General features: G+C 71.9%; 16 protein-coding genes. 11 read left to right on the top strand and 5 right to left on the bottom strand.

Annotated elements, in window-relative coordinates; genetic code table 11:
* The first annotated feature begins 70 nt into the window (after window positions 1-70).
* The 6 genes from ACZ4WH_RS40630 to ACZ4WH_RS40605 all read left to right on the top strand — a co-directional run bounded on the left by ACZ4WH_RS40630 (window position 71) and on the right by ACZ4WH_RS40605 (window position 6,778).
* A complete protein-coding gene (locus ACZ4WH_RS40630; protein WP_468190501.1) occupies window positions 71-289 on the top strand; it encodes an MbtH family protein in 219 nt (72 codons plus the stop codon).
* A gap of 59 nt (window positions 290-348) precedes the next feature.
* Window positions 349-1,116 carry a thioesterase II family protein gene (locus ACZ4WH_RS40625; protein WP_468190499.1) on the top strand — a complete coding sequence of 256 codons (768 nt, stop codon included), beginning with the start codon at window positions 349-351 and terminating at the stop codon, window positions 1,114-1,116.
* On the top strand, window positions 1,113-2,936 hold the full coding sequence (locus ACZ4WH_RS40620; RefSeq protein ID WP_468190498.1) for an amino acid adenylation domain-containing protein: 1,824 nt from the start codon (window positions 1,113-1,115) through the stop codon (window positions 2,934-2,936). The genes ACZ4WH_RS40625 and ACZ4WH_RS40620 overlap by 4 nt, the downstream gene beginning before the upstream one ends.
* Window positions 2,933-4,195 (top strand): cytochrome P450, encoded by a 1,263-nt coding sequence (locus ACZ4WH_RS40615; protein ID WP_468190496.1) that lies wholly within the window; start codon window positions 2,933-2,935, stop codon window positions 4,193-4,195. Before ACZ4WH_RS40620 ends, ACZ4WH_RS40615 begins: the two co-directional genes overlap by 4 nt.
* A 1-nt stretch (window position 4,196) precedes the next feature.
* Window positions 4,197-5,933 carry an AMP-binding protein gene (locus tag ACZ4WH_RS40610; RefSeq protein ID WP_468190494.1) on the top strand — a complete coding sequence of 579 codons (1,737 nt, stop codon included), beginning with the start codon at window positions 4,197-4,199 and terminating at the stop codon, window positions 5,931-5,933.
* Window positions 5,934-6,001: 68 nt separating this feature from the next.
* Window positions 6,002-6,778: an O-methyltransferase gene (locus ACZ4WH_RS40605; protein WP_468190492.1), complete on the top strand. Its 777-nt coding sequence runs from the start codon at window positions 6,002-6,004 to the stop codon at window positions 6,776-6,778.
* A 72-nt stretch (window positions 6,779-6,850) separates the two neighbouring features.
* Here the strand turns inward: ACZ4WH_RS40605 and ACZ4WH_RS40600 are convergent, their stop codons facing one another.
* From ACZ4WH_RS40600 to ACZ4WH_RS40580, 5 genes are all read right to left on the bottom strand, one after another.
* A complete protein-coding gene (locus tag ACZ4WH_RS40600) occupies window positions 6,851-7,888 on the bottom strand; it encodes a ketoacyl-ACP synthase III family protein (RefSeq protein ID WP_468190490.1) in 1,038 nt (345 codons plus the stop codon).
* 14 nt (window positions 7,889-7,902) lie between these two features.
* The gene (locus ACZ4WH_RS40595) at window positions 7,903-10,041 is read right to left on the bottom strand and encodes an alpha-ketoacid dehydrogenase subunit alpha/beta (protein ID WP_468190488.1); all 2,139 of its coding nucleotides are present in this window, start codon (window positions 10,039-10,041) and stop codon (window positions 7,903-7,905) included.
* Window positions 10,042-10,110: 69 nt separating this feature from the next.
* Window positions 10,111-10,866, bottom strand: a complete 756-nt coding sequence (locus ACZ4WH_RS40590; protein WP_468190486.1) for a thioesterase II family protein — start codon at window positions 10,864-10,866, stop codon at window positions 10,111-10,113.
* 127 nt (window positions 10,867-10,993) lie between these two features.
* On the bottom strand, window positions 10,994-12,160 hold the full coding sequence (locus ACZ4WH_RS40585; RefSeq protein ID WP_468190505.1) for an NAD(P)/FAD-dependent oxidoreductase: 1,167 nt from the start codon (window positions 12,158-12,160) through the stop codon (window positions 10,994-10,996).
* A gap of 251 nt (window positions 12,161-12,411) precedes the next feature.
* Window positions 12,412-13,290 carry a pyrroline-5-carboxylate reductase family protein gene (locus tag ACZ4WH_RS40580; RefSeq protein ID WP_468190484.1) on the bottom strand — a complete coding sequence of 293 codons (879 nt, stop codon included), beginning with the start codon at window positions 13,288-13,290 and terminating at the stop codon, window positions 12,412-12,414.
* Window positions 13,291-13,398: 108 nt separating this feature from the next.
* Here ACZ4WH_RS40580 and ACZ4WH_RS40575 point away from each other — a divergent pair, with 108 nt between their 5' ends.
* The 5 genes from ACZ4WH_RS40575 to ACZ4WH_RS40555 all read left to right on the top strand — a co-directional run.
* Window positions 13,399-14,025 (top strand): sugar O-acetyltransferase, encoded by a 627-nt coding sequence (locus ACZ4WH_RS40575; RefSeq protein WP_468190482.1) that lies wholly within the window; start codon window positions 13,399-13,401, stop codon window positions 14,023-14,025.
* A gap of 74 nt (window positions 14,026-14,099) precedes the next feature.
* Window positions 14,100-15,230, top strand: a complete 1,131-nt coding sequence (dnaN, locus tag ACZ4WH_RS40570; RefSeq protein WP_468190480.1) for a DNA polymerase III subunit beta — start codon at window positions 14,100-14,102, stop codon at window positions 15,228-15,230.
* Between the two features lie 39 nt (window positions 15,231-15,269).
* The gene (locus ACZ4WH_RS40565; protein ID WP_468190478.1) at window positions 15,270-15,626 is read left to right on the top strand and encodes a tRNA-binding protein; all 357 of its coding nucleotides are present in this window, start codon (window positions 15,270-15,272) and stop codon (window positions 15,624-15,626) included.
* Between the two features lie 243 nt (window positions 15,627-15,869).
* Complete coding sequence (locus tag ACZ4WH_RS40560) at window positions 15,870-17,201, top strand: NAD(P)/FAD-dependent oxidoreductase (protein ID WP_468190476.1); 1,332 nt, start codon at window positions 15,870-15,872, stop codon at window positions 17,199-17,201.
* Window positions 17,202-17,328: 127 nt separating this feature from the next.
* The coding region (locus ACZ4WH_RS40555) for an amino acid adenylation domain-containing protein (RefSeq protein WP_468190475.1) at window positions 17,329-21,839 on the top strand (4,511 nt) is incomplete at its 3' end.

The following is a 21,839-nucleotide window of genomic DNA, read 5'->3' as shown; positions in this document are numbered from 1 at the left end:
CCGGAAGCCGTACCGAGAAGCCGTACCAGAACCCCGTACCGACAAGCCGTACCGAGAAAGAGGGAACGACATGACGAACCCGTTCGACGACCCGGACGCCACCTACCTCGTGCTCGTCAACGACGAGGGGCAGTACTCGCTCTGGCCCGCCTTCGCCGAGGTCCCGGCCGGCTGGACCGTCGCCCACGAACAGGACACCCGCCAGGTCTGCCTCGACTACATCGAGGCCAACTGGACGGACATGCGCCCCAAGAGCCTGATCGAGGCCATGGAAGGCTCCGCGAGCTGACGACGCCGTGGTGACCCGCACACCGGAGACAACGGCACGCGCTACTTCGAGGTAAAGCAATGGAAACCAGGTCCCGCCCATCCAGCACACCACCACGGTGGCTGCTCCGCCGTCCCAAGGAGGGTGCCGCTGCCCGCCTCTTCTGCCTGCCGTACTCCGGTGTCGGGGCGTCCATGTACGCGCGCTGGCCGCGGCGGATCGGCCCGGCCGAGGTCTGCCTGATCCAGCTTCCCGGCCGGGAGAACCGGGCGAAGGACCCCCACTACGGCACCTACGAGGCGCTCGCCGAGTCGCTGACCGAGGCCCTGGAGCCGTACCTCGACGTGCCCTTCGCCTTCTTCGGCCATTGCAGCTCGGCGCTCGCCGCCTTCGAGACCGCGCGGCAGCTCCACCGCAAGGGCATGCCGGTCCCGGACCGGCTCTTCATCTCCTCCCAGGTCGCGCCGCACGACGGGCCCTACGGCCGCTTCCTCGGCATGACCGACGACGAACTGGCGGCCGAACTCGCCGAACTGACCCGGGCGATGGGCGGCGAACCCGATCCCGAGATGATCCGGTTCGGGCTCGGTGTCATGCGTGCCGACGTCGAGGCGAACAAGCGGTACCGGCTCCCCGCCCCCGAGCCGCTGCCCAGCGGCATCACCGTGCTCGGCTGGAGGGACGACGCCGAAGTGGCGCCCGCCCTGATGACGGGTTGGCGGCAGTACGCCGACGACGTGCGCTTCACCACGCTCCAGGGCTCCCACCACAGCTTCCTCACCGCGCCCCTGGCGCTGCGGGCCGAACTCGAACTGGACCTCAAGACCGCCTTGGAGGGCAGGCAGTGACCGCCGACCCCACACCGGCCGCGCGGGCCGACGCCTCCAGCGTGCACGCGCTCTTCGCGGCACGGGCCGCGGCCACCCCCACCGCCGCGGCGGTGACCTGGCGCGACCTGACGCTCACCTACGAGGAACTCGACACCCGGGCCAACCGGCTGGCACACCACCTGCGGGCGCGGGGCGTACGGCTCGAAACCCCCGTGGCGCTGTACGTCGAGCGCTCCCTCGACCTCGTGATCGGCCTGCTCGGCATCCTCAAGGCCGGGGGCAGCTACCTGGCCCTGGACGCCACCATGCCGGCGGAACGGCAGCGCGCCGTCCTCGCCGACGCCGGCGTCACGACGATCCTCACGCAGGAGAGCCTGCTGCCCGTCGCCGCCGACGGCCTCGACGTCGTCCGCCTCGACCGGGACCGCGCCGAGGTGGACCGGATGCCCGGCACCGCCCCGGCCGTCGACGTCCACGGCGACACCATCGCCTACCTCGCGTACACCTCCGGCTCCACGGGCACCCCCAAGGGCGTCGCCGTCCCGCACCGCGCCGTCCTGCGGCTCGCCCTCGACCCGGACCACGTGTCCGTGGCGGCCGACGACGTCGTCCTCCAGTTCGCCTCGCCCGCCTTCGACGCGTCGACCTTCGAGATCTGGGTGCCGCTGCTGTGCGGGGCACGCCTCGCCGTGTATCCGGACTCCGGCGCCTCCCTCACCACCCTGGTGGACACGGTGCACCGCGAGGGGGTCACCGTGCTCTGGCTCACCGCGGGCCTCTTCCACCGGCTCACGGAGCGGCAGATCGCGAAGCTGTCCGGTGTGCGCCGACTGCTCGCCGGGGGCGACGTCCTCTCCGCCGCCCAGGTCGACCGGGTGCGGGCCCTGCTCCCGGACCTGCACGTCGTCAACGGGTACGGCCCCACCGAGAACACCACGTTCACCGCCTGCCACCTCGTCACCGACCCGCCCGGAGCCGGCGGCGTGCCCATCGGCCGTCCCGTCCTGAACACCGGCATCCGGATTCTGGACGACAAGCTGCGCCCCGTACCGGACGGCGAACCCGGAGAGCTGTACGCCACCGGCGAGGGCCTGGCCCGTGGCTACGCGCGGCGCCCCGCCGCCACCGCCGAGCGCTTCGTCGCGGACCTCTTCGCCGACCGCCCCGGCGCACGCATGTACCGGACCGGCGACCTGGTGCGCCGCCGTCCCGACGGCACGCTGGAGTTCCTCGGCCGCATCGACCAGCAGGTCAAGATCCGCGGCTTCCGCGTGGAGCCGGGCGAGACCGAGGCCGTGCTCACCGCGCAGCCCGGGGTGCGCGACGCCGTCGTCGTACCGCAGCCGGGCCCCGGCGGCGACCGCAAGCTCGTCGCCTTCTTCGTACCCGAGCGCGGCGCGCGGCCCTCCACGCTGGCCCTGCGGCGCCGGCTCGCCGAGATCCTGCCCGACTACGCCGTACCGGCCTCCTTCGTCCAGCTCGACGTGCTGCCGCTGACGGCCAACGGCAAGGTGGACCGGGCCGAGCTGGCCGACCGCGTCAGCGAGGAACGGCCCGAGGTCACCGCCGAGTTCACCCCGCCCGGCACCGCGCTGGAGACCGCGCTCGCCACCGTCTGGGCGGACCGGCTCGGCCTCACGGAGGTCGGCGCGCACGACGACTTCTTCGAACTGGGCGGCTACTCACTGGTGGGCATGCAGATCACCGCCGAGATCGCCGCCGAGTACGGGGTCTCCATCACCCCGCAGCGCTTCTACGAGAACGCCACCGTCGCGGGTCTCGCCCGGGCCGTCGAGGACCTCCTCGCCGACCGCCGCGGCGGAGAGGAGCAGCTGTGAGGATCACCGTCCCGCCGCAGCGGCCGGACGTCGACCTGGAGAAGATCGACCTCTTCGACCCCGGCCTGTACGCCGACGGCGACCCGCACCCGATCTGGAAGGTGATGCGCGCACAGGCACCCGTCCACCACCAGGTGCTCGCGGACGGCCGTGCCTTCTGGTCGGTCACCCGCTACGCCGACGCCTGCCGGGTGCTCGACGACCACACGTACTTCACCTCCCAGCGCGGCACCCTGCTCTCCGCCCTCGACGTCGGCGACCCGGCCGGCGGCAAGATGATGGCGGCCACCGACCCGCCCCGGCACTCCGCGATGCGGGACCCGCTGGCCCGCGCCCTGGCACCCAAGGCACTGGCGTCACGCGAGCACCACCTGCGGGCCGCCGTCCACGCCATGCTCGCCCCGGCGCTGACCGAGGACCGCTGGGATCTCGCCACGGCCGCCGCCGCGTTCCCCATGGCCTTCACCGGCGCCCTGATGGGCGTCCCGGAACAGGACTGGCCGCGGCTCACCCGGTGCACGACGATGGCCATCGCCCCGGACGACACCGAGTTCCAGGAGGGCGACAGCGCGACGACGCTGATGAGCGTCCACCACGAGCTGTTCGAGTACTTCGCCGGGGAGATCCGGGAACGCGCGGGTGACCCACCGGACGACCTGATCGGCTTCCTCATGACGATGAACGCCGGCGGCGAACCGCTCGACGTGCAGGAACTGGTCTACAACTGCTACAGCCTGCTCCTCGGGGCCAACGTCACCACCCCGCACGTCCTGACGGGCCTGTTCCTCGCCCTGATCGAGGACCCGGACAGCTTCCGCCGCTTGGCCGAAACCCCCTCCCTGATCCCGAGCGGGGTCGAGGAGGGGCTGCGCTGGTCGTCACCGGCCAACCACTTCATGCGGTACACCCTGCGGGACGTCACCCTCGCCGGACAGCACATCCCGGCGGGCTCCGCGGTGGCGGTCTGGCTGGGCTCCGCCAACCGCGACGAGTCGGTCTTCGAGGACCCGTACCGCTTCGACGTGGCACGCACCGGCAACCGGCACCTGGCGTTCGGTTACGGCAACCACTACTGCGTCGGCGCCTCGCTGGCCCGGATCACGCTGCGCATGCTCGTGAAGGAGATGTTCGCCCTGTTCGAGTCGATCGAGCTCGATGGGCCCGTGGAGCACCTGCGCTCCAACTTCGTGGCCGGAATCAAACACATGCCGGTGCGCACCAGGCTGCGCCCGGGTGCCGCCCAGACGTTGGCGGTGTGACGTGCCCGTACCTGGCACGGACGCCGCACTCGGCGATCCCACCACGGCGTTCCGGCAGGCCCGGGACGTCCTGCTGACCCACCACGACGACCACGAGCGGGCCTGCCGGGAGTTCTCCTGGCCCCGGCTCACCACCTTCAACTGGGCCCTCGACTGGTTCGACGTGGTGGCGCGCACGCCCGAGCGCCGCGATACGACCGCGCTGCGCGTGATGGACCTGGCGGCGGGCACCGGCGGCGACACGTCCCTGACGTACGCCGAGATGTCCGAGCGCTCCGGCCAGGTCGCCACCTGGCTGGCGGAGCTGGGCGTACGGCGGGGCGATCCGCTGCTGCTGATGCTGGACAACCGGGTGGACCTGTGGGTCACCCTGCTGGCCGCGATCAAGCTCGGCGCGGTCGTCGTCCCCGCCACCACCCTGCTCGGCGAGGACGACCTGAGCGTCCGCATGCGGCGGGCCGGCGTGCGGCACGTCGTGGCACGGGCCGCCGACACCCCGAAGTTCCGCCGCATCCCGGGAATCCGGACGAGGATCGTCAGCCTGTCCGCGACCGACGGCCGTGCCCCCGAGGGCTGGCACGACCTGGCCGCGGCCCGCCGGACCGGCTCCGCCTTCCGGCCCGAGGGGACGACCCTCGCCACGGACCCGCTGTTCCGGTACTTCACCTCCGGCACCACCTCCCGGCCGAAGCTGGTGCAGCACAGCCACGCCTCGTATCCCGTCGGCCAGCTGACGACCATGTACCTCGTCGGCCAGCGCCCCGGTGACACGCACACGACGATCGCCCAGCCCGGCTGGGCCAAGCACGCGTGCAGCATGGTCTTCGCACCATGGTCCGCCGAGGCGGGCGTACTGGCCCTCGCCCAGCCCCGCTTCGACGTCGAGGCGACACTCGACGCGCTGGTCAGGGGCGAGGTGACCACGTTCTGCGCGCCGCCGACCGTCTGGCGCATGATCGTGCAGCAGCCACTGGACCGGTGGAAGGTCGCACTGCGCGAGGCCGTCTCCGCCGGCGAACCGCTCAACGCGGAGATCATCGAGCGGATCAGGCGCGCCTGGGGCGTGACCGTCCGCGACGGCTACGGGCAGACGGAGGCCACCGGACTGGTGGGCAACCCACCGGGCGTCCCGGTCAAGCCCGGTTCGATGGGCCGCCCGCTGCCCGGCTACCGGGTCGAACTGCTCGGCCCGGACGGACTCCCCGCCGAGGAGGGCGAGATCTGCCTCGACGTCACCGAGCGCCCGCTGGGCCTGCTGACCGGTTACGCCGACGACGAGGGACAGCCGCTGGACCCCTGCACCGGGCAGTGGTACCGCACCGGGGACGTGGCCCAGCGGGACGCCGACGGCTACTACACCTACGTGGGGCGGCAGGACGACGTCTTCAAGTCCTCCGACTACCGCATCTCACCGTTCCAGCTGGAGAGCGTGCTGCTCCAGCACGAGAGCGTGGCCGAGGCCGCGGTGGTGCCCGCGGCCGACGAGAAGCGCCTGGCCGTGCCCAAGGCCTATGTGACCCTGGCCGCCACCGCCGAACCGTCGCGCGAGACGGCCACCGAGCTGTTCACCTTCCTGTCCACGCGCCTGGCTCCTTACCAGCGCATCCGCCGGATCGAGTTCGCGGAGCTGCCGAAGAACTCCTCGGGGAAGATCGAGCGCTCCGTGCTGAAGGCCTTCGAGACCTCGTCCGGGCAGCGGAAGGACACCGAGTTCCGCGAGGAAGACCTGCTGAACTGACGCCGTTCGCAGCAGGATTCACCACCCGTCGTACCCAACTGATCCACGAAATGAAGAGGGGGAACTCCGTGTTCCATCGCAAGGACGTAGTCTTCAAGAAGCCGTCGATCTTCCGGTCGGGAATCGAGGAGTACGCGGAGGCTCATTCGACGCCGCCGTCCGAGGAACTCAAGGAACTGCACGCCGACACCGAGCGGCTCTGCCCGGAATGGGCGGACATCGCGACGTCGTCGGCGCAGGTGTCCTTCCTGTCGATGCTGGCCGACATGGTCGGCGCCCGACGCGTCCTGGAGATCGGCACGTTCACCGGCCACGCCACCATCGGACTCGCCGCCGCGCTGCCGGACGACGGGGAACTCGTCACCGTCGACAGCTACGTGGCCGACGAGCGGGCGCGGGACCTCGCCCTCAAGGCCTTCGCGCGCAGCGCCCACGGCCACAAGATCAAGCTCGTGGAGGCCAGCGCGCTGGAGACCCTGCGCACCCTGGAGGGCTCCTTCGACTTCATATTCGTCGACGCGGACAAGCCGAACTACGCCCAGTACTTCGACACGATCCTCGAACGCGGGCTGCTCGCCGAGAACGGCATCCTCGCGATCGACAACACCCTGTGGGGCGGCATCGTCGTGGACTCGCTGACCCAGAAGTCCGAGGAGGCGGACCGGATTCTCGCCGCCGGGGACGAGGAGCAGGCCGTCAGCGGTGACGAGTGGCTCTCCACCATGCTCACCGAATGGGGCGCGTACGTGGTGGCCTTCAACGACAAGGTGGCCAAGGACCCGCGGGTGCGGGCCGTGATGCTGACGGTGAAGGACGGCATCACCCTGGTCCGGCACGCCCGCTGAGACCGCGCGGACATCGATGCCTCGGGCCCCGCGCGTGTGCGCGGGACCCGAGGCATCGGCATACCGGCCGGCCTACCAGCCGGGCGCCCGAAGCACCTCGAAGACCGCCGCCGTCCACAGATAGCCGATGCCCACCCCGATGGCGAGGATCAGGTCGCCCCGGTCGGCGCGCCCGCCGGCGAGCAGGTGATCGAGGCCCGCGAACTGGTCGCCCGCGCCGAGATGCCCGTAGTCCCGCGCCCAGGCGTAGACGGTGCGCTCCGGGTCGATGCCCAGCTGGGCGACGTAGGAGTACTCCACGATGGTCCGCCCGATGGCCGGGTGCACCACGAACGCCACCTCGTCCAGCTTGGTGTCGGCGTCGGCGAGCGCCTCGCGTACGACCAGCTCCAGGCTCTCGCCGGTCCGGGCGATGACCTCGTCGTAGCGGAACGGGTCGGCCAGCAGGTAGTCCCGGGTGCGGGTGCGCAGGTCGACGGGCCACTCGGCCGGGTCGGGGCCGGCGGACCAGCCACCCGTGCCCCGGTACACCGGCTCCAGCGCGGGCACGGAACGGGAGGCCGTCGACCGCAGGCGCGCGACACCCTCCCGGCGGGACAGCACGACGGCGGTGCCGGCGTCGCCGTACACCTGCTGGTTCTCGGTGCGCCAGCGGTCCACGTAGGGCAGCCGGAAGGCGTCGCCCGTGGTGATCAGCGCGGCGGTCGCGTCGGGCCGGGCGGTCAGCTGCGCGGCGGCCAGCTCCAGCGCGGCGAGGCCGCCGTTGGAGCCCTGCCGGACCTCGACCGCCGGACCGTGCCCGCCGACCGTCTCGCGCTGCACGTAGTGGGCCGGGGTCCAGAAGTCCCGCCCCTGGTAGCCCATGCATCCGTGCAGCACCCACGCGAAGTCCTCGGCGGCGTGCCCCGAGCGCTCCACCGCCCGGTGCCCCGCCCGCGCCGCCAGGACGGCCGGTGCCTCGTCCTCCCCGGCGGTCCGCACCGCGCGGATGCCGTTGGACGCGTGCTCCTCGGCGGAGTAGCGCCCCGCCGCGATCGCCTCCTCCGCGGTCTCCACGCGCTCGGGGAAGTACGTCCCGGAGCCCGCCAGATAGAGATGGTTCCAGCGCATGCCGACCTCCCGGGTCAGTGAGCGTTAGCGTTCAGCAGTTCGTGGACTGCGGTGACGATGTCGGCGGTGCCGATGACCGCCTGCTGCTCCAGCACCGGGGTCACGGGCTGTACGTCGGCGCAGGCGAGGTAGGACAGGCGGTGGGAGCCGGCCTGCCGGCCGACGAGGTCGGCGATGAGCCGCGGCGCGATCGACTGGCCCCGCGCCGCGGGGTCGACGAAGAGACCGTGTCCGGTGCGGGCCAGGGACGACTCCAGGGTGGCCCAGTCCGTCGAGAGGGTGTCGAGCGCCCGCAGGTCCACCACCTCGGCCGAGCGGCCGGCCGCGGCCAGCTCGTCGGCCGCCGCCCGCGCCCAGCCCACCCCGATGCCGTACGAGAAGACGCTGACGTCGGTGCCCTCACGGACGACCCGTGCGCCCTCCAGAGGCAGGCGGCGCGTGAAGTCGTCCTCGGAGAGTTCGAAGACCTCGTCGTAGAGCGACGCGAACTCGATCAGCAGCACCGGGTCGTCGCACCGCAGCGCGGAGTTCAGCGTGCCCAGATACTCCCGGGGGTCGGCCGGGGCGTACACGCGCCAGCCCGGGAAGGAGGTGAACAGGCCGGCCGGATTCAGTCCGTGCTGCGGTCCGTAGCCGCGCCCGATCGGCACCTTGGCCCGCACGATCACCGGCGCCTGTGCCGTGTTGCCGTACAGCGCGCGGATCACGCCGATGTGGTTGAACAACTGGTCGGCGGCTATCAGGGCGAAGCTGCCGTACATCAGCTCCACGACGGGGCGCACGCCGGCCATGGCGGCGCCGCAGGACATCCCCACGAAGCCGGCCTCGGAGATGGGCATGTTGACGATGCGCGAGCCGACCAGGCTCCGGTCGAGACGGCCCGCCTGCCACAGCAGACCGCCGGGGTTGGCCACCTCCTCACCGAGGAAGACCACGTCGGACGAGTGCCGCAGCGCGCCGGCGATGCCCTCCGCGATGGCGTTCCTGAAGGTCCACTTGGTGCGCGGCGCCTGCTCCCGCGTGCTCGTCCGATCCTCCCGCGCCTCCCGCCCGGGGCCGCGCAGCAGCGTGCGGGTGTCCAGGACCGGCGGGACCGTGCTCGGCGGGGGCGTGGCGTCGAAGGCCCGCTCCACGAACGCCGTCGCCGCCGCGCGGATCGCCTCGTTCTCCTCGGCCGTCAGCAGCCCGTGGGCCGCCAGCGTCCTCGGCAGCGAGGCCATGGGGTCGCGTTCCAGCCAGGCGTCCTCCTCGGCCGCGCTGCGGTACCCGACGGCGCTGCCCCGCTCGGGGCCCGTGTGGTCGAAGTGCCGGTACGTCTCCACCTCGATGATCGCGGGCCCCGCTCCGCGCCGCATCGAGGAGAGGAAGTCCTCGGCCGTCCGGTGCAGCCCGGCGTGGTCGCCGCCCTTGACGGCCGCGGCCCGCAGCCCGTGGGCGAGGCCCTGGGAGGCCAGCGGCAGGACGGCCGACGCGTCCTCGGGCCGGGTCGCCTCGGCGTAGCCGTTGTTCTCCACGACGATGAGGAGGGGCAGGTCCAGGACGCCCGCGAGGTTGGCCGTCTCGTGGAACGTGCCCTGGTTGACCGCGCCGTCGCCGATGAAGCAGACCGCGCAGGCGCCGGTGCCCCGGAGCCGGTTCGCGAACGCGAGCCCGGCGGCGAGGGGTATCCCGCCGCCGACGATGGCGCTCGACCCCATGAAGCCGACCTTCTCGTGGCGCAGGTGCATGGAGCCGCCCACGCCGTGGTTCACCCCGGTGGGGCGGCCCAGTATCTCGGCGAAGGCCGAGGTCAGCAGCTCCTGTGCGGCCGCGGGCGGGGCGTCCGTGAGGGGGTCCCAGGCGTCCGCGACCGTACGGGCCAGTCCCTGGGCCAGGAAGTGGTGGTGGGAGCGGTGGTTGCCGACCACCTGGTCGCCGTCCCGCAGGTGCCGGCAGACCGCCACGGCCACTCCCTCCTGGCCGATGGAGGTGTGCAGGGGACCGGAGACCTCGCCCCGGTCGGCGCACTGGAGCAGCCGCTGCTCGAAGGCGCGGATCGCGGCCATGTCGAAGAGCGTGCGCCGGAAGGCGGACCGCCCGATGTGCCGGAGGTCGGACGGCTCGCCGTGCTGGTGGGCGACGCGCCCCGAGGCCTCGATGTATTCGTTCCGCATAAGGATGACCTCACCCGTGGTGGCTGACGTGGATGGTGTGAAGAGGACCGAGCTCGGGGGTGGGTCGGTTCAGTCCTGGCGCAGTTGCTCGGCGATGTCCGCGACGAGAGCCTTCTCGCGCGGTACCAGGTAGAAGTGGTCGCCTTCGAAGACCCGGAGGCGGAAGCCGGCGGCGCTCACCGCGCTCCAGCCGTCCACGTCCGCCGTGGAGACCTCGGGGTCGGCGTCGCCGGCGTACGCGGCGATCGGGCTCTTGACGGTCCGGACCTCCCGTGGCTGGTAGCCGCGCACCAGGCCGTAGTCCGCGCGGATCGCGGGAAGGACCAGCTCGCGCAGGGCCGGGTCGTCCAGAACGGCGCCGCTGTTGCTGTCCAGCCGCCGTACGTCGGCGACCAGCGCCTCGTCGTCGTCGAGGTCGAAGTGGTAGGCGGGCAGCAGCTGGGGGGCGGGGCGGGCGGAGACCATGAGCCGGTGGAGCGTGAAGCCGTGCCGGGCCTCCAGGCGGACGGCCACCTCGTGGGCGACCGAGGCGCCCATGCTGTGCCCGAAGAAGGCCAGCGGCCGGTCCAGCAGCGGGGTCACCGCCTCGGCTATCGCGTCCGCGAGCGGCTCCATCGTGTCGATGAAGGGTTCGCCCAGGCGGTCCTCGCGGCCGGGGTAGCGCAGGGACAGCACCTCCACGTCGGCGGGGACCTGTTTCGGCCAGGTGCGGAAGAAGCTCGCGGTGCCGCCGGCGTGCGGGAAGCACAAGAGCCTGATCCGGGGGTCGCCGACCGGCAGGTGGCGTCGGATCCAGCGGCTGGCGGGGCCGGTCGGAACGGTCATGACAGGACTCCGGGAATCGGTGGGTTCCATGCGGATGCGGATGCGGATGCGGCTGCGGACACGGATACGGCTGCGGACATGGGCATGGACATGAACATGGACACGGCTGCGGCGCCGGGGCCGGCGATCAGTAGAGGAGGTCCAGCAGATCGGGCGTGTACAGATCCTCCGTCGCGCAGTCCCCGGCGACGGCGGCGAAGTAGCGCTCGGTGAACTCCGGCTTGCTCGCCACCGCCCGGAGCATGGCCAGCCGGTCCTTGCGCACGGTCAGCGCGGCGGTGAACAGCGTGCTCTGGTACCCGTCGACGAGCAGGTCCTCATGGCCGTCCGCGTACGTCCGCAGGGCCTCGTCCAGCCGCGCCGGTTCGCGCAGGTCCTCCCCGATCGCCCCGGCGAGTGCCTCGGCCTGGAGGAAGGCGTCGGTGATGCCCTTCGCGGTGATGGAGTCCTTGTGGTGGGCGGCGTCCCCCACCAGGGCCCAGCCGGGGCCCGCTGCCCTGCGGAAGAAGTTCCGCTGGTCTCCGCTGCCGTAGAACTTGTCCGCCCGCTCCAGGCCCGCCATCCGGTCGTACAGGGTGGGCGCGGTGGTCCGTACGGCGTCCAGGTAGGCCGTCTCGACATCCGCCCGCACCCGGTTGAACTCGGCCTGCGGGAAGTACGCGGCGACCAGGGTCAGTCCGTCGTTCGTCGGGATCACGCCGATCCAGCGGCCGGGCGCCTCGTGCAGCTCGAAGTGGTCGCAGACGCCTTCCCAGTAGGTGTAGTACGCGCAGGTCATGAGCGGGTCCTCGGTGACGAGGGGCGCCTTGACCGCCTCGGCCACCCGGGAGCGCATGCCGTCCGCGCCGACCACCAGCGCGGCGCGCTCCTCCACCACCGCGCCACCGGAGGTGCGGCAGCGCACGCCCACCACGCGGTCGTCCTCGAAGAGCATGTCCTCGACGGTGCAGCCCTCACGGAACTCCGCGCCCGCCGCGACGGCGGCACGCGCGAGGATCGTGTCGAGGTGGTGCCGCCGCGGGGCGTACGCGGCGCGCTGCCCGGCCACCGGCCAGGAGCAGCCGGAGAGTTCGACGTCGGCGACCCGGTAGGTGACCCGGTCCAGCGCCGGGGCTCCCGTCGCGACGACGTCGTCCAGCACGCCCCACTGGGCGAGCCGGGCGACACCTGGCTGATGGATGTAGAGGGTGGACAGCGTGTCCCGGGGGAACGTGGCCCGGTCGACCATCAGTACACGGTGACCCGCCCGTGCGAGCAGAAGGGCCGTCGAGGCGCCGGCGCATCGGGCGCCCACCACTATCGCGTCATACACGGCGTGCCGCCTTCGGATCCGATGGGATGAGTTCGCTGAGGTGCTGGAGCTGAGCTGCTGGAGCTGAGGTACTGGAACTGAGGCACTGGAGCTGAGGTGCTGGAGAGGCCGCGCAGAGGTCGGGCCGAGCGTGAGCCGGCGAGGGCCGCTCCGGACCCGGTCCGGCGGGGCGGTTCCCATTGAAGTTGATCATTTGCGCGAGGAGATCATCCTCCAGGGGGAGTTGACGGGGGTCAAGTCGCTTCGGCCGGTGTCGGCGTGACGACCCGGGCGCGGTCCACGGCCGCCCGCACCGCCTCGGCCACGTGGTCCGAGACGCCGTGACTCACCAGCGAGTCGATGCCCGCGGCCGTGATCCCGCCGGGCGTGACCAGGGACGCCCAGGGTTCGGCCGACGCGGGGCCCGCCTGCCGGAGGAGGGCGGCGGCGCATTCGAGGGCCTCCACCGTGAAGAGCAGGGCGTGCTCCGGTGCGACCCCGGCGGCGCTCGCCGCCTCGCGCACGCCGGTGGCCGCGAGGGCGAGGAACGCCGCTCCGCTGCCGAGGGTCGACGCGGCCGTGTCCTGCTGGGACTCCGGAAGGGGCACGAAGGTGCCGAGGGGCCGCAGCGCGGCCGTGACGTGCTCCAGGGCCTCGGCGGGGCCGGACGGCGGCGTGGAGACGGCCAGCACCCCGGACTTCTCCAGCGCCGCGACATTGGTGGCCACGCGGAACGCGTGCACCGGCGTGGGGTCCGCGACCGACGTCAGCCGTGCCAGCGAGTAGCCCGCCACGAACGAGACGACGTACCGGGCCGGCTCGGCCACCCGCAGCGCCTCGGCCAGGACGGCGTCGGCCTGGTCCGGGCGTACGGCGAGGACCAGGATGTCCGCCCCCGAGGCCGCCTCTGCGTTGTCCACGCCGGTCGCGATCCCGTGCGCGGCGGCGAGTTCCGCCGCGCGGGAGCGGGAGCGGGTCGTGGCCCGGAGACGGGAGGGAGGATGTCCGCCGGCGAGGAGCCGGGCCACCACGGTTGTGCCGATGTGGCCCGCTCCGAGAACCGCGACAAGCGGAACCTGATCCTCGGTAAACGGAATATGATGATCCGTAAGTATGCGCGGTGTCCCCGACATTGATCCCCCATCAGTTGTCGTCAGAGTCTCCCACGACCGTGAAGCGGGACCGGCGCAGGAGGTAGGCTCGTCGGCGAAACAGGGTGGTCCAGCAGGGGGAGTTCGCCGGTGACGACGTACCGGGAAAAGATGCTCGCGGGTGAACTCTTCGTCTACGGCGACGAACAGCTGGCGGAAGACCGCCTTTCCGCGGCGCTTCTCGTCGAGCGGTACAACGCGACCAGTGTGGGTGACCCGGGCGGGCGCCGGAAGATTCTCCAGGAACTCCTCGGCTCCGTGGGCGAGGACATCGAGGTGCGTTCCCCGTTCCACTGCCTGTACGGCCGGAACATCTCCCTCGGCGACGGCGTGTTCGTGAATTTCGGCGGCGTGTTCCTGGACACGGCCCCCATCCGCATCGGTGCCCGGACACTGATCGGCCCGAACGTGCAGCTGCTCACCGCGACCCACCCGCTGGAACCCGGTCTGCGCCGGCAGGGGTACGAGTTCGGCGAGGAGATCGTCGTCGGCGGCAACGTCTGGATCGGCGGCGGTGCCATCCTCTGCCCCGGCGTGACCATCGGCGACGACGCGGTGGTGGGAGCCGGCAGCGTGGTCACCCGGGACGTGCCGCCCGGTGTCCTCGTGTACGGGAACCCCGCGCGGGTCGTGGGCCCGTTGCCGTCGGGGGACGATCCCGACGCCTGGTCCCTGCGGCCGGCGCGCGACGACGCCCCTCCCTTCCCCTCGGCTTGAGCGCCACGGGGCCGGCCGTGCTTGACTCGGTCCCCTGACAGAGAACGTGAACGACCCGGAGGTAGAGGGGCACCATGAAATTCCGAGTGGAGCGCGACGAGATCGTGGAGGCGACGGCGTGGGCGGCGCGCAGTCTGGCCTCCAGGCCGGCGGTGCCGATCCTCGCCGGCATTCTGCTGAAGGTCGACGAGAGGCTGACGCTCTCGGGCTACGACTACGAGGTCTCCACCCGCGCGGAAGTCGACGTCGAGGTCATCGAGGCCGGCACCGCCCTGGTCTCCGGCCGTCTGCTGGCCGAGATCATGCGGAGCATGCCGCCGGGCGTCATCGAGCTGGTGGGCGACGCGACCAAGGTCATGGTCGAGGGGAGCGGCACCCGCTTCACCCTCCAGACGCTGCCGGTCGAGGACTACCCTGCCCTGCCGGTCGTACCGGGCCTGGCGGGTACGGTCGCCGGTGACGCCTTCAGCGCCGCGGTCGCGCACGTCTCGCTCGCCGCCTCGCGCGACGAGTCGGTCCCCATCCTCACCGGCCTCCACCTGGAGGCCAAGGGCGATGTGCTCACCCTGGCCTGCACCGACCGCTACCGCATCGCCATGCGGGAGCTGAAGTGGAACCCCGTCGATCCCGACGTGTCGCTCAGCGCCGTCGTACCGGCCAAGTCGATCGCGCAGACCGCCAAGTCCATGCCGTCCGGGGCCGCCATCTCGCTCAGCCTCGGCGGGAACAGCGAGTCCGGCGGGGCCGAGACCATCGGATTCGAGTTCCAGGGCCGACGGGCCACCTCGCGCCTCATCGGCGCCGAGTTCATCAACTACCGGCAGCGGCTGCCCCGCGAGTTCGCCACCCGCGCCGCCGTGCGCACCGCGCCGTTCATGGACGCCATCAAGCGGGTGTCGCTGGTGGCCAACCGGAACTCCCCGGTGCGGCTGAGCTTCCAGGGCGGTGAGGTGATCCTGGAGGCGGCGACCGGCGACGAGGCCCAGGCCATGGCGTCGATGGACGCGCACATCGACGGCGAGGACATCACCATCGCCTTCAACCCGCAGTTCCTCCTCGACGCGCTCAGCGCCGTCGAGACCGAGGTGGCCGTGCTCAACTGCCAGGCCCCGCTGAAGTCGGCCGTGCTGACCGGGCGGACCGCCGAGGGCGAGGACGTGGCGGACTACCAGTGCGTCATCATGCCGGTCCGGATGTCCTACTAGAAATCCGGATGTCCTACTAGAAACCGGAGCCCCTGGAACATGACCAGCAGTCAGGAACCCAAACCGCAGAGCGACCCGGCACACTTCTTCTCGACCGACATCCGGGTCGGCCGGGTCGTGTCGGTGGAACCCTTCCCGGAGGCGCGCAGGCCCGCCTACAAACTCCGCGTCGACTTCGGCCCGTTGGTGGGAGAGCTGTCGACCAGCGCGCAGGTGACCGACTATCCGGCGGACGAACTGAAGGACCGTCTGGTGGTGGGCGTCGTCAATCTCGGCAGAAAGCGCATCGCCGGATTCGCCAGCGAATTCCTGCTTCTGGGGTCGTACGGCAAGGACGGAAAGGTCCTCCTGCTGTCTCCTGATCCAGGGGCCGGCCCGGGTGACGTCGTCGGCTGATCTCTCGGCATCGAGTGGCGGACTGGGGCCTGTCAAAAGGAAATTGACTGCATATCAGGCCCCATGATCGCTTACTTGACGACCGGTGGATATGCCAAGATGGTCCTGTCGCACAAGAGTGCGGAAGATGCCGGGCGTGACGGGGGAGGCGCGCGGCGGCGGGGGCGCACCCGGTGACGCCTGCTCTCCCTCGGCCCCTTGGCTCGTCCTTCGCGGCGCGAGCCAGGAAGCAAAGGAGTGTCAGTGGCGTATCCGGATGCGAACGAATTCGATGTCGTCGTCGTGGGCGGTGGCCCCGCGGGGTCGTCCGCCGCGGTGACGATGGCCCGCAGAGGACTCTCCGTCCTCGTCCTGGAGCGTGCGGCGTTCCCTCGGTTCCACATCGGTGAGTCCATGCTCACCTACACGTCCGCGATGCTGGACAAGCTCGGTGTGACCGAGAAGGTTAAGGCCGAGGGCTTCCCGGTCAAGACGGGCGCCGAGTTCTGTCACACCGGCGAGGGCTTCCACCGGGTCGACTTCACCGACCAGGGAGCGGGCCGCGCCCTGACCACCTTTCAGCTGGAGCGCGAGGACTTCGACGTGATCCTGCTGGACCACGCCGCCGAGTGCGGGGCCACGGTCGTCCAGGAGGCGCGGGTCACCAAGGTCGACATGGAGGGCGACCGGGTCGTCGGCGTCACCTACACCGCCCAGGGCACCGAGCGCAGTGTCCGGGCGCGCCGGGTGATCGACGCCAGCGGTCGCGCCGGCCTCATCACCAAGAGCGTGCTGCGCAGCCGCAAGTACCCCCAGTCCACCCGGACGGTCGCCGTCTTCCGCCACTTCATCGGCGTCGACGAGGCGACCAACCCGGGTGTCGAGGGCGACATCCAGGTCGGCGCCCACGCGGACGGCTGGCTGTGGGCGATACCCGTGCGAAAGGACAAGCTCAGCGTCGGCACCGTGACCCCGGCGAGCACGCTCCAGAGCGCCGAGTCGCCCGACGCCCTGTTCGAGGAGCACGTCAGCCGCGTCCCCCGCATCCGGCAGCGCATCGAGGGCGCCGAGTACACCGAGACGCTCGTCGAGAGCGAGTTCACCTACTACTCCGACCAGGTCGCGGGACCCGGCTTCTTCGTCGTCGGCGACGCGGGCGCCTTCGCCAACCCGATCTTCTCCGCCGGCGTCTACCTCGCGCTCGTCACCGGCACCCGCGCCGGTGAGCTGACCGCCGAGCTGCTGAGCGGCGAGCGGGAGGAGAAGCCCACCGTCGACGAGTACGAGCGCTTCTACAAGACGGGCTACGACACCTACACCCGGCTGATCCACGGCTTCTACAGCCACGACTACAACCTGGGCAGGTTCCTCAAGAGCACGGGCGCCCGCGTGGCCCCCATGTGGGTCGCCCGGCTCCTCGGCGGGGACTTCTGGAGCGAGAAGAACCCGCTGGGCCGCCACCTGCGCGAACTGCCCGACAACAACACCTTCTCCCCGTACGAGCCGATGTACGGGTGCCCGGTCTACCCCGAGCTCGACTCCGCCGAGCCGGCCGACACCAAGCTGAACGAGCCGCTGACCACCGCGCTCGACTGATCCGAGGCCCAGGGCCCTTCCGTGGGCCGTGACGGCGCCGGCGCTCCACAGCGCTGGCGCCGCTTCGTACGCATGCCCTCGCGCGGCGACGCGGAGGGGCCGATCGTCTAGGGGAACGAGAACCAGGATGTCCGAATCGCGGAGCACCTCGCACTCGCTGCTGGCAGCGCAGACTGGTATCTGGATGGGGCAGTCCCTCGATCCATCGAGCCCCGCCTACCTCTGGGGCAACTACCTGGAGCTGCACGGCGCGATCGACGTGCCCCTGTTCCAGGCGGTCGTGGCCCGCGTGGTCGCCGAGACCGAGACACTGCACGCGCGGTTCGTGGACGGCCCCGACGGGCCGCGTCAGATATTCGTCGCGCCCACCGACTGGACCCTGCCCGTCGTCGACGTGAGCGACGAGCCCGACCCGCTGCGGACCGTCGACGCCTGGGTGCGCGACGACCTGGCCGCCGCACCGGACCTGCGCGACGGGCGTCCCTTCCGCCAGGTGCTCTTCCGTGCCGCGCCCGACCGGTTCTTCTGGTACCAGAGCTACCACCACATCGTGCTCGACGCCTACGGATCCGCCCTGATCAACCGCCGGGTGGCCGACCTCTACAGCGCCCTGCGGGCAGGCGCCGAGGCGTCCCCGGACAGCCCGTTCGGTTCCATGGCCGCGCTCCTCGCCGAGGAGCGGTCCTACCTCGCCTCCCCGCAGCACCGAGCGGACCAGGAGTTCTGGAGCGGGCGTTTCGCCGACCGGCCCGAGCAGATCAGCCTCACCCGCGCGTCCGCGGAGCCGCAGAACCGCTTCGTCCGCTACCGCCACGAGATGACCGCCGCCGCCACCCGGTCGCTGGCACAGGCCGCCGATGCGTTCGGCACCCGCCCGTCACGCCTGCTGATCGCCTCCACCGCCCTCTACCTGAGCCGCCTCACGGGCAGCCGGGACGTCGTCCTCGGCCTGCCGGTCGCCGCGCGTCTCGACCCGGAGGCCCGGCGCACCCCCGCCATGACGGCCAACGTCGTGCCCCTGCGCCTCACCGTGCACCCGGCCATGACCGCCGCCGAACTCGTCGCCCAGGTCTCCGACGAGCTGAGGTCCGCGCTGCGCCACCAGCGGCGCCGCGGCGAGGACATCCGACGCGACCTCCAGCTGCCCGGCGCCCCGCGGCGTTTCTTCGGCCCCCTCCTCAACGTCATGCGCTTCGAGGCGCTGCGGTTCGGCGAGTGCGCCAGCACCATGCACAATCCCGCGGCCCCGCTGCTCGAAGACCTGTCGATCGTCGCCTACGACCGCCCCGACGCCGAGGGCCTGCGGATCGACGTCAACGGCAACCCGCGGCTGTACACCGCCGACGACCTCCACGCGCACGGCCCCCGGCTCATCACCACCCTGCGCACCCTCGCGGACCATCCCGACCGACCGACGGGCCGCCTGGACGTGATGCCCGCCGACGAACTCGGCCGGGTGCTGCCCTCGGCGGCCCCCGAGCCCCGCGCGGCCACCCCGCGCACCCTCCCGGGGACCTACGCCGCCGCGCCCCGCGACCCCTCGGCCACGGCCGTGGTCTGCGGCGACACCACGCTGACGTACGCCGACCTCGACGCCCGGACCAACCGGCTGGCCCGGCTCCTGATCGCGGCGGGCGTGGGCCCGGAAACGGTGGTGGCCCTCGCACTGCCCCGGTCGGTGGAGACCGTCGTCGCGGCGCTCGCCGTGAGCAAGGCAGGCGGCGCGTACCTGCCCATCGACCCGTCCCTGCCCGCGGACCGGATCGCCTTCATGGCCGCCGACACCCGGCCCGTCGTGGGACTCGCCCTGTCCGCCACGCGGGACTCCCTTCCCGCCGGCCTGCCGGTGCTCGTCCTGGACGATCCCGGGACCGTGGAGCGGACGGCGGCCCTCGACCCCGCCGACATCCGCGACGAGGAGCGGCGCGGGGTGCTGCGGCCCGAGCACCCGGCGTACATCATCTACACCTCGGGTTCCACCGGAACACCCAAGGGCGTCGTCGTCTCCCACTACAACGTGCGGCGGCTCTTCACCGTCACCGCGCGGCAGTTCGCCTTCGGCCCCGACGACGTGTGGACGCTGTTCCACTCCTACGCCTTCGACTTCTCCGTCTGGGAGATGTGGGGCGCGCTCCTGCACGGCGCACGGGTGGTCGTCGTGCCCTTCGACGTGAGCCGGTCGCCCGACGACTTCCTGCGGCTCCTCGCCGACCAGCGGGTCACGGTGCTCAACCAGACCCCGTCGGCCTTCTACCAGCTCATCGAGGCGGGCGGCCGGCACCCGGAGGCGGAGGGCCGGCTCGCGCTGCGCTGGGTCGTGTTCGGCGGCGAGGCCCTGGAACCCGCCCGGCTCGCCGGATGGTTCGCCCGGCGCGGCGACACCGCGCCCACGCTGGTGAACATGTACGGCATCACCGAGACGACCGTGCACGTCACCCGGCTGCCGCTCGTCGCCGCCGACGCCACCGGCCCCGAGCCGTCCCGGAGCCCCATCGGCGCCGCGCTGCCCGATCTGTCCCTGTACGTACTGGACGGCGCGCTGCGTCCGGTGCCGGTGGGCGAGACGGGTGAGCTGTACGTGTCCGGCGACGGTGTGGCACGCGGCTACGCCGATCGGCGGGGCCTGACGGCGGAGCGGTTCGTGGCCGACCCGTACGGCCCGGCGGGCGCGCGCATGTACCGCACCGGTGACGTCGTGCGCCGGCGCGCGGACGGCGGGCTGGAGTATCTGGGGCGTGCGGACGACCAGGTCAAGATCCGTGGCTTCCGCATCGAGCTGGGTGAGATCGAGGCGGTGCTGGCCCGGCACACCGGCGTCCGGGGCGCGGTCGTCCTGGCGCGGGAGGACACGCCGGGTGAGGTACGGCTGGTCGCCTATGTGATCCCCGAGGAGGGGGCCGAGGCCGACCCCCGCGAGCTGCGCGGCTTCGTCGGGGAGCGGCTGCCGGAGTACATGGTCCCGGCGGCCGTCGTCCTCCTCGACGCCTTCCCGCTGACCTCGAACGGCAAGGTGGACCGGCGGGCGCTGCCCGAGCCGCGTTTCACCACGGCCGACCGCCGCCGGGCGCGCAGCCCGCGCGAGGAGATCCTGTGCGAGCTGTTCGCCGAGGTGCTCGGCGTGCCCTCGGTCGGCGTGGAGGACAACTTCTTCGACCTGGGCGGGCACTCGCTGCTGGGCACGCAGCTGATCAGCCGCATCCGGGCCGTGCTCGGCGCCGAGGTCTCGATCCGCGCCCTGTTCGAGGCCCCGACCGTGGAAGGGCTGGCCCAGCGGCTCGACACCGGGACGCAGGCCCGTCCGCCCGTGGCCCGTGGGACACGCCCCGAAGTGCTGCCGCTGTCCTTCGCCCAGCGACGCCTGTGGTTCCTGCACCGCCTGGAAGGCATCAGCGCCACCTACAACATGGTCACCGCCGTCCGGCTCTCCGGGGCGCTCGACGTCAAGGCGCTGCGGACGGCCCTCGGTGACGTGGTGGCCCGGCACGAGAGCCTGCGCACCGTCTTCCCCGAGGTCGACGGGGTGCCCTGTCAGCTGATCCTCGACCCGGCCGAGGCCGGGGACCGGGTCGCGTTCTCGGTCACGGACGTGACGCCGGAGGAAGAGGCCACCGCACTGGCGGCCTCCGCCCGGCACGGCTTCGACCTGGAGCGTGAACTCCCGCTGCGCGCCGAGGTGTTCGCACTGGGCCCGCGGGAAAACGTGCTGTTGCTGGTGCTGCATCACATCGCGGGAGACGGCTGGTCGATGGGCCCGCTCACCCGGGACCTGGCGCAGGCGTACGGCGCGCGGTGCCGGGACGAGGCGCCGGTGTGGGAGCCGCTGCCGGTGCAGTACGCGGACTACACGCTGTGGCAGCGCGACTTGCTGGGCGCGCAGGACGACCCGGACAGCCTGCTCAGCACCCAGCTCGCCTTCTGGAAGGAGGCACTGGCCGGACTGCCCGAGCAGCACTCCCTACCCACCGACCGCCCCCGCCCCGAGGTGAACTCCTACCGGGGCGACGGCCTGGAGACCCGCTTCGACGCCGCCGTCCACCAGGGCGTCGCGGACCTGGCCCGCCGGTGCGGTGTCAGCGTGTTCATGGTGTTGCAGGCGTCGCTGGCGGCCCTGTTCACACGTCTCGGCGCGGGCACGGACATTGCGCTGGGCACCCCGGTCGCGGGGCGCACCGACCAGGCCTTCGACGACCTCGTCGGCTACTTCGTCAACACCCTCGTGCTGCGCACCGACACCTCCGGCGACCCGACGTTCCGTGACCTGCTGGAGCGGGTGCGGGAAGCCGACCTGGCCGCGTACGCCCACCAGGACGTGCCGCTGGAGAACGTGGTCGAGGTCCTCAACCCGCAGCGGTCCCTCGCCTACCACCCCCTCTTCCAGATCATGCTGGTGCTCCAGAGCGCCACCGGCGAACTGGCCGTGTTCGACGGCCTGCGGACCCGGTACCGCCCGATGGGCAGCGGTGGCTCCCGCTTCGACATGGCCCTGAGCCTCTCCGAGACCCGCGACGCGGACGGCGGCCCGGCCGGCCTGGACGTGGTCGTGGAGTTCGCCACGGATCTGTTCGACCGGGCGTCGGTGGAGTCTTTGGTGGCGCGTTGGGGTCGGCTGTTGGAGGCGTTCGTCGCGGCTCCGGACTG

The organism is Streptomyces sp. NPDC029138, assembly GCF_055564375.1.
Note: the sequence above shows the minus strand (reverse complement) of the source record. Positions and strands in the feature narration are given on the sequence as shown.

Coding starts and splice junctions, on each gene's coding strand:
- ACZ4WH_RS40630 (WP_468190501.1), top strand. CDS start 71: ATGACGAACCCGTTCGACGACCCGGACGCCACCTACCTCGTGCTCGTC.
- ACZ4WH_RS40565 (WP_468190478.1), top strand. CDS start 15,270: ATGACCAGCAGTCAGGAACCCAAACCGCAGAGCGACCCGGCACACTTC.
- ACZ4WH_RS40590 (WP_468190486.1), bottom strand. CDS start 10,866: ATGACCGTTCCGACCGGCCCCGCCAGCCGCTGGATCCGACGCCACCTG.
- ACZ4WH_RS40595 (WP_468190488.1), bottom strand. CDS start 10,041: ATGCGGAACGAATACATCGAGGCCTCGGGGCGCGTCGCCCACCAGCAC.
- ACZ4WH_RS40625 (WP_468190499.1), top strand. CDS start 349: ATGGAAACCAGGTCCCGCCCATCCAGCACACCACCACGGTGGCTGCTC.
- ACZ4WH_RS40600 (WP_468190490.1), bottom strand. CDS start 7,888: ATGCGCTGGAACCATCTCTATCTGGCGGGCTCCGGGACGTACTTCCCC.
- ACZ4WH_RS40580 (WP_468190484.1), bottom strand. CDS start 13,290: ATGTCGGGGACACCGCGCATACTTACGGATCATCATATTCCGTTTACC.
- dnaN (WP_468190480.1), top strand. CDS start 14,100: ATGAAATTCCGAGTGGAGCGCGACGAGATCGTGGAGGCGACGGCGTGG.